The organism is Pantoea sp. App145 (assembly GCF_047947045.1).
GTDB lineage: Bacteria > Pseudomonadota > Gammaproteobacteria > Enterobacterales > Enterobacteriaceae > Pantoea.
The window spans coordinates 581,548-595,131 of the sequence record NZ_CP133290.1 but is presented as its reverse complement, the minus strand read 5'-3'; the positions used below and the strand labels follow the sequence as shown (position 1 = coordinate 595,131).

Annotated in this window: 10 protein-coding genes; 7 read left to right on the top strand and 3 right to left on the bottom strand. The window is 55.9% G+C overall.

The window, feature by feature from the left end:
* The 3 genes from sapF (at position 1) to RCF31_RS02665 (ending at position 3,086) form a co-directional block, all read left to right on the top strand.
* A complete protein-coding gene (sapF, locus tag RCF31_RS02675; RefSeq protein ID WP_299453558.1) occupies positions 1-804 on the top strand; it encodes a putrescine export ABC transporter ATP-binding protein SapF in 804 nt (267 codons plus the stop codon).
* Between the two features lie 141 nt (positions 805-945).
* Positions 946-1,734, top strand: a complete 789-nt coding sequence (fabI, locus tag RCF31_RS02670) for an enoyl-ACP reductase FabI (RefSeq protein WP_013509224.1) — start codon at positions 946-948, stop codon at positions 1,732-1,734.
* A gap of 236 nt (positions 1,735-1,970) precedes the next feature.
* The gene (locus RCF31_RS02665) at positions 1,971-3,086 is read left to right on the top strand and encodes a CMD domain-containing protein (RefSeq protein ID WP_416412407.1); all 1,116 of its coding nucleotides are present in this window, start codon (positions 1,971-1,973) and stop codon (positions 3,084-3,086) included.
* Here the strand turns inward: RCF31_RS02665 and RCF31_RS02660 are convergent.
* The 3 genes from RCF31_RS02660 to RCF31_RS02650 form a co-directional block, all read right to left on the bottom strand.
* The gene (locus RCF31_RS02660) at positions 3,083-3,979 is read right to left on the bottom strand and encodes a LysR family transcriptional regulator (RefSeq protein WP_299453547.1); all 897 of its coding nucleotides are present in this window, start codon (positions 3,977-3,979) and stop codon (positions 3,083-3,085) included. The two genes, RCF31_RS02665 and RCF31_RS02660, sit on opposite strands and share 4 nt — an antisense overlap.
* Before the next feature lie 14 nt (positions 3,980-3,993).
* Positions 3,994-4,713 carry a YoaK family protein gene (locus tag RCF31_RS02655; protein ID WP_208715195.1) on the bottom strand — a complete coding sequence of 240 codons (720 nt, stop codon included), beginning with the start codon at positions 4,711-4,713 and terminating at the stop codon, positions 3,994-3,996.
* An 80-nt stretch (positions 4,714-4,793) separates the two neighbouring features.
* A complete protein-coding gene (locus tag RCF31_RS02650) occupies positions 4,794-6,383 on the bottom strand; it encodes a PTS transporter subunit EIIC (RefSeq protein WP_416412406.1) in 1,590 nt (529 codons plus the stop codon).
* A 247-nt stretch (positions 6,384-6,630) separates the two neighbouring features.
* Here RCF31_RS02650 and RCF31_RS02645 point away from each other — a divergent pair, with 247 nt between their 5' ends.
* The 4 genes from RCF31_RS02645 (at position 6,631) to RCF31_RS02630 (ending at position 13,536) form a co-directional block, all read left to right on the top strand.
* Positions 6,631-8,937: an FdhF/YdeP family oxidoreductase gene (locus tag RCF31_RS02645; RefSeq protein WP_299453540.1), complete on the top strand. Its 2,307-nt coding sequence runs from the start codon at positions 6,631-6,633 to the stop codon at positions 8,935-8,937.
* A gap of 123 nt (positions 8,938-9,060) precedes the next feature.
* Positions 9,061-10,995 carry an exoribonuclease II gene (locus tag RCF31_RS02640; protein ID WP_416412405.1) on the top strand — a complete coding sequence of 645 codons (1,935 nt, stop codon included), beginning with the start codon at positions 9,061-9,063 and terminating at the stop codon, positions 10,993-10,995.
* Positions 10,996-11,180: 185 nt separating this feature from the next.
* On the top strand, positions 11,181-13,247 hold the full coding sequence (locus RCF31_RS02635; protein WP_416412404.1) for a carbon starvation CstA family protein: 2,067 nt from the start codon (positions 11,181-11,183) through the stop codon (positions 13,245-13,247).
* A complete protein-coding gene (locus tag RCF31_RS02630; RefSeq protein WP_299453534.1) occupies positions 13,240-13,536 on the top strand; it encodes a YbdD/YjiX family protein in 297 nt (98 codons plus the stop codon). Before RCF31_RS02635 ends, RCF31_RS02630 begins: the two co-directional genes overlap by 8 nt.
* Positions 13,537-13,584 lie beyond the last annotated feature (48 nt).

The following is a 13,584-nucleotide window of genomic DNA, read 5'->3' as shown; positions in this document are numbered from 1 at the left end:
ATGGAAACGCTGCTGGAAGTGCGCAATCTGAGCAAAACCTTCCGTTACCGTACCGGTTTGTTTCGCCGCCAGCATGTCGAGGCGGTGAAGGAGGTCAGTTTTACCCTGCGCGAAAAACAGACGCTGGCGATTATCGGGGAAAATGGTTCCGGTAAATCAACGCTGGCGAAGATGCTGAGCGGCATGGTTCCCCCCACAGATGGACAAATCCTGATTGACGATCATCAGTTGGAGTATGGCGATTATGGTTATCGTAGCCAGCGCATCCGCATGATTTTTCAGGACCCGACAACGTCGCTGAACCCGCGCCAGCGCGTCAGCCAGATCCTCGATTTCCCGCTGCGCCTGAATACCGATTTGGATGACGACGCGCGGGAAAAACGCATCATTGCCACGCTGCGCCAGGTGGGCTTATTACGCGATCATGCTGGTTATTACCCCCATATGCTGGCTCCCGGGCAGAAGCAACGTCTGGCGCTGGCGCGTGCGTTGATTCTGCAACCTAAAGTGATTGTGGCAGATGAAGCGCTGGCCTCGCTGGATATGACCATGCGTTCACAACTGGTGAACCTGATGCTGGAGCTCCAGGAGAAGCACGGTATCTCCTATATTTATGTCACCCAGCATATCGGCATGATGAAGCACATCAGCGACCAGGTACTGGTGATGCATCAGGGCGAAGTGGTGGAGCGTGGCGGTACCGCCGATGTGCTGGCCTCCCCGCTGCATGAACTGACCAAACGGTTGATCGCCAGCCATTTTGGCGAAGCCCTGACCGCCGAAGCCTGGCGGCGTGAGCGTTGATTGTTCACTGCGTCGCGGAAAACGCGGCGCGATTTACCGCATTTGACAGAGACGTGCTAGAATCCGCACGTCGATTAACGTCGGTCGCGCACTTTTTAACCATTGCGGCCGCCAACAACAATGACCATAAGGATTACAGCTATGGGTTTTCTTTCCGGTAAGCGCATTCTGATTACTGGCGTTGCCAGTAAACTTTCCATTGCCTACGGTATTGCGCAGGCGATGCACAAACAGGGCGCAGAGCTGGCTTTCACCTACCAAAACGACAAACTGAAAGGTCGTGTGGAAGAGTTTGCTAAAGACCTGGGTTCAGACATTGTTCTGCCGTGCGATGTGGCAGAAGACGAGAGCATCACTGCGCTGTTCACCGAGCTGGCAAAAACCTGGCCAAAATTTGACGGTTTCGTTCACTCCATCGGTTTCGCCCCGGGCGACCAGCTGGATGGCGACTATGTAAACGCCGTTACCCGTGAAGGCTTCAAAATCGCTCACGACATCAGCGCCTACAGCTTTGTTGCTATGGCGAAAGAGTGCCGTGCGATGCTGAACCCGAATTCAGCGCTGCTGACCCTGTCTTACCTGGGTGCTGAGCGCGCCATCCCGAACTACAACGTGATGGGCCTGGCTAAAGCGTCTCTGGAAGCCAACGTGCGCTACATGGCGAACGCGATGGGTCCGGAAGGTGTGCGTGTTAACGCCGTGTCTGCGGGTCCGATCCGTACGCTGGCGGCCTCTGGCATCAAAGATTTCCGTAAGATGCTGGCACATTGCGAAGCCGTTACCCCGATTCGCCGTACTGTAACCATTGAAGACGTAGGTAACTCTGCGGCCTTCCTGTGTTCTGACCTGGCGGGTGGTATCACGGGCGAAGTGGTACACGTTGATGGCGGCTTCAGCATTGCCGCGATGAACGAGCTGGAACTGAAATAAGTTCCTGAGGGCGAGCCTGGCTCGCCCTTTTCATTTATGTCGTCCGCAATCCTCTGCATCAAAAATGCGCGATAAATCGCGCCGCTACGTCCTTATACATTCTTGCTATTAATTATCACCGATCATTCTTTTGCCCCGGACAGCCCTTCGGCGACGATAAGCTAGCCCTTCGGTGCGCGCCCGTTTTCGGATTGCGGCCACCGCTACCGAGTCCGTTTTTTGCAAAAGGAATGACCATGGAACAACGCCGTTCTCCAGGCCATGACCAGTGGTTTTATGAAAGTCAGACCCGTCCGCAACATAGCGCTGCGGCACCGCTGGTCCCTGAAGCTGCCCATATTGAGGATCGTTTTCTGCTCGGTTTACAGCAGGAAGCTACCGCCTTACAGCCGTTGTTTATTCGTTTTCAACCCGCCCTGCTGGCGGCGCGCGATCTCAGCCAGATTCTGTTTCCCGACACCTTAACCCCCACCCTGACGCATACTCTGACGCTGTATGATCGTCTCAGCACCGCGCTGACCGTGGCACAGGTGGCAGGCGTCCAACGCTTATGCAATCACTATGCTGCGCGACTGAACCCGCTGCCGGGTCCGGACTCCTCCAGAGAAAGTAATAACCGGCTAACGCAGATCACCCAGTACGCGCGCCAGCTGGCGATGCAACCGGCGCTGATTGCTGGCAGCAGTATCAGCGCGCTGGATGCCGTCGGCCTGACGGAACCGGATATCGTCACCCTTAATCAACTGGTGGGTTTTGTCAGCTATCAGGCGCGTGTGGTTGCCGGGTTACAGGCGATGATCGGCCTGCCCGTTCGCTGGATTCCCGGCGTATCACCACCACCCGATGCCGACGCCGCATTATTTCAGCAACCCTCCCACTGGCAGCACGCGCTGAAACCGGTTGAGCTGCGTTATGCCACGGCGGAACAACTGGCGGCCATCACCTTTTGTCAGGGAATCGATGGGCTGGATGACGCGGTGTGGTTGCTGGTACATGATGCCCAGGCCTTGTACGGCTGGGCGACATTGCATCAACGTTTAAGCGAGCATTTTGACGCGGATGAGGCTCAGGTACAGGCGGTGAGCGCACGGATTCTCGGCTGCCAGCGCCAGTTTGATCGCCATGCCAGAGAGAAGCGCGACATGCTGGTTAATGGGATTGCCGGTGACGACGAGCCACTCACCGCGTTGAGCGCACAACTTACCCGGCTTCCTGAGCGTTTCAGCGCTGCCCATCTGCAACCGCTGCTCAATGCCGGTTGGGGAACAGAAAAGATCTTTACCCTGCTACAGGCGGTGGCGCTGGCAAACTGGCAGGACCGCCTGCTGATGGCGCTGGGCGAGACACGTTAATCGGGCAAATGCCCACGCGCTTCATCGAAAAAATGCTGAGCCAGCGGCGTTGCCCGGCCTGGTTCAGCAATCACCAGAGCCGCCTGGCGTCCCATCGGCGCAATCTCAATCGGTCGACGTTGCAGATTTTGCAGCATTTCCGGCAGCAGATGCCCACAAGGCGAGACCATCACTCCTAACCCCACCTGCGCGCTTTGCAGCAACTGCATAATGGATGCGCTCTCGACAATCACCCGCGGCTGGAGCCCAGCCGCGCGCAGCTGGCTATCGAGATAACGGCGGAAATAACGTGTCGGTTCAGCGAGACACAGCGGCTGGGTAGCAAGCAGTGCCAGATCAAGCGTCTGATGCTCCAGCAGCGCCGGGAAAACCCCGGGATTGAACACCGCCTCGACACCGCGATCTTTCAATAGCGCCGTCTGGAAATGCAATTCGCGCAGCGCATTGAGTTCAAAAAAACCGATACCACCATCTACCGTATGGCTGTTCAGCGCATCCAGCAACTGATCGGCGCTCATCGCCGACACGCGATAATCCAGCTGCGGATAGCGTGCCTCAACCGCCTTCAGCAGCGCCGGTAGCGCCACGCTGCACTGCGGCATCACCCCGAGACGCAGGGTGCCATTCACGCCGTGTTTCAGCGATTCCACTTCCAGTTTAAGCCCCTGATACACCGAGACAATTTCCCGCGCCCAGGCCAGTACCCGTTCACCTTCCGGGGTAAAGCCATCAAAGTTGTTGCTGCGGTTAATCAGCGACAGACCCAGCTCGCGTTCAAGATTTTTCAGGCGCATCGATAGCGTAGGCTGGCTGACAAAGCTGGCCTCCGCTGCCCGGCCAAAGTGACGTTCGCGTTCCAGATTGCAGAGATAAATTAACTGTTTGATATCCATGTATTTTCACAAAGTTACAGCGACACCTGGCGTGCGCGTCTGAGGGCGGTCAAAGACATCATCGTCAACATCAGGCCGATCATTAATAACAATTTAAAACTGATGGCCTTCAGCAGCACGATACCCACCACCCCGCCGCCGAGGAACGCCAGCACCGTATACAGATGCAGCTTCAGCCGCTCAATATATAACGGCGCATCTTTAGGCGATTCCTTGCGCCGTAGCACATCAAATAACATCGCCAGCTCGATACCGATATCGGTCGAAGTGCCGGAAACATGGGTGGTTCTGACGCGCGCGTTGGAAATCCGCGTCACTACCGCATTTTGTAGCCCGAGGAGAAAACTCAGGCTGAGGATCAGCTGCACCCCGGAATCACCGTTAGGAAACCAGCTCTCCAGCACACCCAACACCAGCAACGCGATGCCTTCGATAAAGATATTGATGGCGTAAATGCCACGAATTTCACGCCGCCGTCCGGCGTTGATAATCAGAGTTGAGACCGAGGATCCCGCAATAAATAGCAGGATAATCAGCAGAAAAAACAGGCCGATATGCAGGTCAACTTTTGCCAGATGATCTGATAACAGCGAGACGTTACCGGTCATATTGGCGGAGAAAAAACCCACGGTTTCAAACGCTGCCGTGTTCAGTGCGCCGGCCACTGCCGCAAGGGTACAGGCCAGACTACGGTCGGTATTATAGGTTCTGGAACTCTCAGTGCTTACCAGCATGGCATTTCCCTGACGACCATCAACCCGGCTATCATCCTGCCAGCGCTGAATATTCTCAAGCGCTTCGCTTCTTTTTCCCGTCAGGCCACTCCCAGCGCACTTTTCACTTCACTGGCAATCTTCTCCACCTGTGGGCCATAAATCACCTGCACATCGTGCTCACTGACCCGATTCACGCCATTCGCCCCGGTGGTCATCAGCGTTTGATCGACGACTTCATTCATCTGCTTAACGCGCACCCGAAGGCGGGTAAAACAGCAATCGACATCCTCTATATTGGCCTCCCCACCCAGCCCACTGATGATCACTTTGGTGCGTTCATCCGCTGCCACCTGCTCCGGTTTCTGCTCATCCTCAGATTCGCGTCCCGGGGTTTCAACCCCCATCCGCGTGATGACAAAGCGGAAACCGTAGTAGTAAATCGGCGCATAGACGATACCGAGCACCAGAGTCCACCACCAGTGCGTTTTGCTCCCCCCCAGAATGCCAAACACCACCAGATCGATGGCACCGCCCTGCACGTTGCCAATCATTAAATGCAGCATCGACATCAGCATAAACGACAGGCCCATCAATAGCGCATGCAGGAAATACAGCACCGGTGACACAAAGATAAAGCAGAACTCCAGTGGCTCGGTGATACCGGTGGTAAAGGAGGTGAGCGCACCCGCCAGCATTAGCGCTTTGACACGTTGCTTATGTTCCGGGCGTGCGGTGTGGTAGATCGCCAGCGCCGCAGCAGGCAGACCAAACATCATTACCGGAATTTTGCCCTGCGCGAGGAATTGGGTGGCGGTACGGACCGTGTCATCCGGGATCGCCCCTGGATTGGTCAGCGAGGTGTTGAAAATATTCAAGGCTCCAACGATGGTCTGTCCATCCACCGTCGCCATGCCGCCAATCGGTGTGAAACGCACGGTTTCATTGAGGATATGATGTAAACCAGTAGGGATTAGCAGGCGTTCGCAAGCCCCCAGCAGGAATGCACCATATTGACCGCTTTTACCGATCATTTGCCCCACCCAGGCGATGCCAGCACCGATGGTTGGCCAGATCAACGCCAGCACGATCCCCACCAGCGGCAGCAGCACCACGGTGACAATCGGCACAAAACGCCGCCCACCAAAGAAGCTGATAGCCGTGGGTAACTGCTGGGTATAAAAACGATTATGCAACGTCACCGTGATCAGCCCGGCAATCACCCCACCGAGTACGCTCATGTTGTAGGTAAAAATACCCAGCATCTCGATATATTCCGCCGAGGTCATCATCGCCGTGGTCTGGTCCATCCCCGATTGCTGCAAGGCTTGTGCGGTGGTGGTGGCCGCCGTCAGTCCTTTCGCCGCCAGCGTGGCGCTGATACCCACATTCATGACGATATAACCAATTACAGCAGCAAAGGCAGCGGTGGGTTTCTCAGCTTTTGCCAGACCTATCGCACTGGCAACAGCAAAGAACACCGGCAGATTAGCGAACAACGCCCCGGCGACTTTACGAATAAAACCAATAACTAATTGCGGCACCTGCATCTGCGTGAAGGCATCCCCGGTGATCGCCGGGTTTTGCATCGCCGCGGCCAGACCGAGGAATATCCCGGCAGCGGCAATCACCGAGATGGGCATCATTAAGGCTTTACCGAAGGCGTGAATTTGGCTGGCCAGATTCTTCATGGTTCAGACCCTTGCAATAATTGAAAGTACAATTATTAGCCAGTTATCCGGGTGGCACGTACCCTCACGCCCTGAGCGGCCAGTAAAGTTTGAACTGGCTCACGCTTCTGTCCGATTTACGCGATAAACGCCAGCTATCGCACCATTAAGTCAATCAATTAGACAACTTTTGCTGTCAGTCGCACACTTTGCGTCAACAGTCGTCATATCCTGATAACAACTCCTAAACAATAAGCCTGCAATTACTATGAAATTTAAACGTAAGATTCAGCCCTACCGTGCTGCTGCCGGTGGATGGGGCTCTTTGGAAGCGACCACCCGTTTCGTCTTTGACAGTAAAGCTGCACTGAAAAACATGCGTAACCTGCTGCGTATGAACAAAGCACGCGGCTTTGACTGTCCGGGCTGTGCCTGGGGCGATGACAACAAAAGCACCTTTAGTTTCTGTGAGAACGGTGCCAAAGCGGTGACCTGGGAAGCCACCCGCCGCGTGGTTGAACCGGCGTTCTTCGCCCAGCACAGCGTCAGCACGCTGTATCAGCAAAGTGATTATTTCCTCGAATATCAGGGCCGTCTGACCCACCCGCTGCGCTACAACCGCGATACGGACCATTACGAGCCGATCAGCTGGGATGATGCCTTCGCGCTGATTGCCAGCCATTTACAGGCGATGGACCACCCTGACCAGATGGAGCTGTATACCTCTGGTCGCGCCAGCAACGAAGCCTCCTGGCTGTATCAATTGTTTGGCCGCGTGATGGGCACCAACAATTTCCCTGACTGTTCCAATATGTGCCATGAAGCCAGTGGCTCCGGTTTGAAACGCAGCATTGGCGTGGGCAAAGGTACCATCCGTCTCGACGATTTTGACCATGCCGATGCGATTTTTGTCTTCGGTCAGAATCCCGGCACCAACCACCCGCGTATGCTGCACAGCCTGCGTCACGCCGCCGATCACGGCGCGCGTATCGTCACTTTCAATACCCTGCGTGAGCGTGGTCTGGAGCGTTTTGCCGATCCGCAAAAACCGCTGGAAGTGGTGACGTCGATGGCGGGCACCATCAGTTCCGCCTATTATCAGCCTAATCTGGGCGGTGATATGGCGGCCATCCGTGGCATGGTAAAAACGCTGCTGGAAACCCATCGCGCGCTGATCGCGGCCGGTGAAAAAGGTCTGTTTGACGAAACCTTTATCAACGCCGCCACCCAGGGCGTGGAAGCCTATCTGACCGCAGTGGATAACACCCGCTGGGATGACATTGTGCGTCAGTCCGGGCTGAGCGAAGCGCAGATTCGTGAGGCAGCTGCCATCTATCAAAGCGCCGACCGGGTGATCTGTACCTGGGCGATGGGGATCACCCAACATAAACACTCTGTCGATACCGTGCGTGAAATCGTCAACCTGCAACTGCTGTTTGGTCAGCTGGGCAAGAAAGGCGCAGGCCTTTGCCCGGTGCGTGGTCACAGTAACGTGCAGGGCAACCGCACCATGGGTATCGATGAAAAACCCAGCAAGGCTTTCCTCGATGCACTGGGCAAACATTTTGACTTTGAACCCCCGCGCGAACACGGTCACAACACCGTGGAAGCCCTCAACGCCATGCTGCGTGACGAAGTGAAAGTGCTGATCGCGCTGGGTGGCAACCTGGCGGCAGCGGCACCTGACTCGCCGCTGACCGAAGAGGCACTGCAACGTTGCGGTCTGACCGTGCACATCAGCACCAAACTGAACCGTAGCCATCTGGTACCCGGTCACGAAGGTTTGATTCTGCCGACCCTCGGTCGTACTGAGCGTGACCGTCAGGCAACGGGTAACCAGTTCATCACCGTGGAAGATTCATTCAGCATGGTGCACGCCTCTGAAGGCGTCGGTATTCCGCTGGCGGACACCCAGCGTTCAGAAACTGCGATTGTCGCCGGTATCGCCTATGCCACCCTCGGCAAAGAGAAAATTGACTGGCTGGCGCTGGCCGATGATTACAATCTGATCCGTAATCACATTGCCGCCACCATCCCAGGCTTTAGCGATTTCAACACCAAATGTGATCTCCCGGGTGGGTTCTACCTCGGTAACGCCGCCGCAGAACTGCGTTTCAATACCCCGTCACAGAAAGCAGAGTTCAGCAATGCTGCCCTGCCCACTTCGCTGTTTCCACAGCTGGGCGATGTCGAGGTGCCGTTTACGCTGCAAACTCTGCGTTCTCATGACCAGTACAACACCACCATTTACGGCCTCGATGACCGTTATCGCGGTGTGTACGGCCAGCGTGAAGTGGTGTTTATTCACCCGGACGATTTACAGGCGCTCGGTTTCAGTGAAGGCGAACTGGTGGATATCGAAACCCTGTGGAACGACGGTATCACCCGCCGGGTGAGCGGTTTCAAGCTGGTGCCGTATAATATTCCTCGTGGCAATCTGGCCGCTTACTACCCGGAAACCAACCCGCTGGTGCCCCTTTCCAGCTTCGGTGACGGTAGCGGCACCCCGACTTCGAAGTCAGTGCCGGTGAAGCTGGCCTTAACAGCCGCTGTACCAACCCAACGTATTGCCTGACGCCGGGTTATCAGAAGGTAAAAAGCCGCGTAAAGCGGCTTTTTAGCCTGTTTTGGCCTTGCCGCGCGGGCATGATTCGCGTAAAACTGTCAGCCGCTCTTAGGCCACGAAACTAAAAAAATTATGTTCCAGGATAACCCGCTGCTCGCGCAGCTGAAAGAGAAGCTCCACGCGCAGACCCCGCGCGCCGAAGGCGTGGTGAAAGGTACGGAAAAAGGATTTGGCTTTCTGGAGGTTGATGCTCAGAAAAGCTACTTCATTCCACCGCCGCAGATGAAAAAAGTGATGCACGGTGACCGCGTGGTTGCTGTGATTCACACCGACAAAGATCGCGAGAGCGCCGAGCCGGAAAGCCTGGTTGAGCCGTTCCTGACGCGTTTTGTCGGCCGCGTACAGAAAAAAGATGATCGTCTGTCCATCGTGCCCGATCATCCGCTGCTGAAAGATGCCATCCAATGCCGCGCAGCCCGTGATGTCAGCCATGACTTCCAGGCCGGTGACTGGGCTGTGGCCGAAATGCGTCGCCATCCGCTGAAAGGCGACCGTGGTTTTTATGCTGAACTGACCGAATTTATCACCACCGCTGACGACCATCTGGCGCCGTGGTGGGTGACGCTGTCGCGCCACAATCTGGAGCGCGAAGCACCGGAAGTCGGTTTTGGTGAAATGATTGACGAGCATCTGCAACGTGAAGATCTCACTGCGCTGGATTTCGTCACCATCGATAGCGCCAGCACCGAAGATATGGACGATGCGCTGTACGCAGAAGAGACTGCCGAAGGCAACCTGCTGCTGACCATCGCCATTGCCGATCCTACCGCTTATGTCCCTGAAGGCAGCGCGCTGGATAAACTGGCCGCGAAACGCGCCTTTACCAACTATCTGCCGGGCTTCAACATCCCGATGCTGCCGCGCGAGCTGTCTGACGATGTGTGCTCACTGCGTCCGAACGTGCGTCGTCCGGCGTTGGCCTGCCGCGTCACCGTACTGAAAGACGGCAGCCTGGCTGATGACGTTCACTTCTTCGCCGCATGGATCGAATCCAAAGCCAAGCTGGTGTATGACGAGGTTTCTGACTGGCTGGAAAACAGCGGTAGCTGGCAGCCATCCAGCGACGCTATCGCCCAGCAGATACGCCTGCTGCATCGCCTGTGCCTGGCGCGCAGCGACTGGCGTCAGACGCACGCGCTGGTGTTCAAAGATCGTCCGGATTACCGCTTCGTGCTGGGCGAAAAAGGTGAAGTGCTGGATATCATTGCCGAGCCACGCCGCATCGCTAACCGTATCGTCGAAGAAGCGATGATCCTGGCTAACGTCTGTGCTGCCAAAGTGCTGCAACAGAAACTGGGCTTCGGTATCTACAACGTGCACACCGGTTTTGACCTCGCTAACGCGGAACAGGCAGCTGGCGTGCTGGCCGGCCACGGTATCACCGTGGATCCACAGGCCATCACCACGCTGGACGGTTTCCGTCAGCTGCGTCGTGAGCTGGATGCCCAGCCGACACAGTACCTCGACAGCCGTATCCGCCGTTTCCAGGCCTTTGCCGAGATCAGCACCGAGCCAGGCCCGCACTTTGGCCTCGGTCTTGAAGCGTACGCAACCTGGACCTCACCGATTCGTAAATCTGGCGATATGATCAACCATCGCCTGCTGAAAGCCATTATTCGTGGTGAATCGATCGCGCGTCCGCAGGATGAGCTGACCGTGACCATGGGTGAACGTCGTCGCCTGAACCGCATGGCCGAGCGCGATGTGGGTGACTGGCTGTACGCACGCTTCCTCGCACCGTTTGCCGGTGGCGATCGCAAGTTCAGCGCCGAGATCATCGACGTTTCCCGTGGCGGTATGCGCGTACGTCTGCTGGAAAATGGCGCGGTTGCCTTTATCCCTGCTCCGTTTATCCACGCCGTGCGTGATGAGCTGGTGTGTTCGCAGGAAAACGGCACCGTACAGATCAAAGGTGAAGTCGCTTACCGTGTAACTGACGTGATCGACGTGACCATCGCCGAAGTGCGTATGGAAACACGCAGCGTGGTGGCTCGCCCCGCCGCCTGAGCATGAAATTGTGCGGGATAACAGTCGTTATCCCGCATTTTTCCCCACCTGTTTAAACAATTGTTAAATTTGTATTCCGCTTCACACTTCTTCATCTAATCACTGTCGCTTACATTCCATTACATTATTTTTAACTTGTTGTATTCGATCGTTTATTTTTCCCGGTCCCTACAAGGAGTTAACTCATGAACAACGTCAGAACCGGATTGATCTGGTTAGCGGTGGCGTTAATTGGTGCCGCATCGTTTGCCATGCTGGCGCTTAGTCGTGGCGAACACGTTAACGCGGTCTGGCTGGTGATTGCTGCCGTGGCCTGTTACAGCATTGCTTATCGCTTCTATAGCCTGTTTATTGCCCGCCGCATTTTCGAGCTGGATGATCGTCGCCGGACCCCGGCGGAACGTTTCAATGATGGTCTGGATTATGTGCCGACCAATAAGTGGGTGCTGTTCGGCCATCACTTTGCCGCCATCGCCGGTGCCGGTCCGCTGGTCGGCCCAATCCTCGCCGCTCAAATGGGTTTTCTGCCTGGCACTATCTGGATCCTGGTCGGCGTGATGCTGGCCGGTGCGGTTCAGGATTTCCTGGTGTTGTTTATCTCCACCCGTCGTGATGGCCGCTCGTTGGGCGAAATGGCGCGGCAGGAGCTGGGTGCTTTTGCCGGGGTGATTACCATGCTCGGCGCGTTCGGCGTAATGATCATTATTCTCTCAGCCCTCGCGCTGGTGGTGGTCAAAGCGCTGGCAAACAGCCCGTGGGGATTATTCACCATTGCGGCCACTATCCCGATCGCCTTGTTTATGGGCGTGTATATGCGTTTTCTGCGTCCGGGAAAAATCGCTGAAATCTCAATTATCGGCTTTGTGCTGATGATGGCGGCGATCATTTTTGGCGGCGATATTGCGCAACATCCCTTCTGGGGACCATTCTTTACCCTGAAAGGCACCGAACTGACCTGGGTGCTGGTAATTTACGGTTTTGTCGCCTCGTCACTGCCGGTGTGGCTGCTGCTGGCCCCGCGTGATTACCTCTCTACCTTCCTGAAAATTGGCGTTATTCTTGGTCTTGCGGTGGGCATTTTGTTTGCCATGCCTGAACTGAAAATGCCCGCCGTCACTAAATTTATCGATGGCACCGGCCCGGTGTTCTCCGGTGCGATGTTCCCGTTCCTGTTTATCACCATTGCCTGTGGTGCGATTTCCGGCTTCCATGCACTGGTGGCCAGCGGCACCACGCCGAAACTGGTAGAGCGTGAGAGCCATATCCGCTTTATCGGCTACGGTGCGATGTTGATGGAGTCTTTTGTCGCCATCATGGCGCTGATTTGCGCCTCAGTGCTTGATCCGGGCGTCTACTTCGCCATGAACGCACCAGCCGCGCTGATCGGCACCACGGTCGAAAATGCTGCACAGGTGATTAATGGCTGGGGCTTTGTGGTGACGCCGGAAATGCTGACCTCCATCGCCGGTGAAGTGGGTGAACAAACCATTTTGTCGCGTGCTGGTGGCGCGCCGACCTTTGCGGTGGGCATGGCACACATCATCACCGAGGTGTTTAACAGCCGCGCGATGATGGCGTTCTGGTATCACTTCGCTATCCTGTTTGAAGCGCTGTTTATCCTGACTGCCGTGGATGCCGGTACGCGCGCCTGTCGTTTTATGGTGCAGGATCTGGTGGGCACGGTAGTCCCATCACTGGCGAACAACCGTTCATGGCTGGGCAATATGGCCGGGACGACCGTGGCAGTCGCAGGCTGGGGATTCTTCGTCTATCAGGGCGTGGTGGACCCACTCGGGGGCATCAATACCCTGTGGCCACTGTTCGGCATCGGTAACCAGATGCTGGCCTCGATGGCGCTGATCCTCGGCACAGTGGTGCTGTTCAAAATGAAGAAGCAGCGTTACGCCTGGGTGACCATTTTGCCTACCGTCTGGCTGTTTATTACCTCGATGACCGCGGGCTGGCAGAAGATTTTTCACGAAAAACCCTCAATTGGTTTCCTCGCTCAGGCCAGCAAATTCCGTAAAGGCCTCGACGAAGGCGTGATTATCGCACCGGCCAAAACCGTGGCGGATATGCAAACCATTGTCTTCAGTAACCAGATAAACGCCTTGCTGTGCGGCTTCTTTATGCTGGTGGCGGTCACCATGCTGATCGCCGCGTTCTTCGTCATTCGTCGTGCATTACGCAGTGAAGTGCCGACCGTGCATGAGTCGGTGGTGTCACTGCGTAAGGAGGTGCGTAATGTCTGATGCTATTCATCACCCACGAAAACCGGCAGGAACCTGGCAAATCCGCCAGTGCCTGCCACTGGCAAGTGTGGCGAGGGATGCGCCACGCACGCGCTGGCAACGATTGTGGCGAGGTCTACAGCAAAGCTTCCGCTTAATGGTCGGTGTCCATGATTATCAAAATTATCTGCAGCATATGCGTCTGCATCATCCTGACCAGACGCCGATGAATGAGCGTGATTTTTATCGCTACTGTCTCAATGCCCGCTTTCCCAGTGAGCCAGGAAAACTGGGCAAATGCCCTTGTTAATGCTGCATAGCCCCAAATTTTTGGGGCTTTTTCGTGCCATTCATTTCT

Excerpts from the sequence above, each read along its gene's own strand:
- RCF31_RS02660 (WP_299453547.1), bottom strand. The coding sequence starts at position 3,979 with ATGGATATCAAACAGTTAATTTATCTCTGCAATCTGGAACGCGAACGT.
- fabI (WP_013509224.1), top strand. The coding sequence starts at position 946 with ATGGGTTTTCTTTCCGGTAAGCGCATTCTGATTACTGGCGTTGCCAGT.
- RCF31_RS02640 (WP_416412405.1), top strand. The coding sequence starts at position 9,061 with ATGTTCCAGGATAACCCGCTGCTCGCGCAGCTGAAAGAGAAGCTCCAC.
- RCF31_RS02650 (WP_416412406.1), bottom strand. The coding sequence starts at position 6,383 with ATGAAGAATCTGGCCAGCCAAATTCACGCCTTCGGTAAAGCCTTAATG.
- sapF (WP_299453558.1), top strand. The coding sequence starts at position 1 with ATGGAAACGCTGCTGGAAGTGCGCAATCTGAGCAAAACCTTCCGTTAC.
- RCF31_RS02645 (WP_299453540.1), top strand. The coding sequence starts at position 6,631 with ATGAAATTTAAACGTAAGATTCAGCCCTACCGTGCTGCTGCCGGTGGA.
- RCF31_RS02665 (WP_416412407.1), top strand. The coding sequence starts at position 1,971 with ATGGAACAACGCCGTTCTCCAGGCCATGACCAGTGGTTTTATGAAAGT.
- RCF31_RS02635 (WP_416412404.1), top strand. The coding sequence starts at position 11,181 with ATGAACAACGTCAGAACCGGATTGATCTGGTTAGCGGTGGCGTTAATT.
- RCF31_RS02630 (WP_299453534.1), top strand. The coding sequence starts at position 13,240 with ATGTCTGATGCTATTCATCACCCACGAAAACCGGCAGGAACCTGGCAA.
- RCF31_RS02655 (WP_208715195.1), bottom strand. The coding sequence starts at position 4,713 with ATGCTGGTAAGCACTGAGAGTTCCAGAACCTATAATACCGACCGTAGT.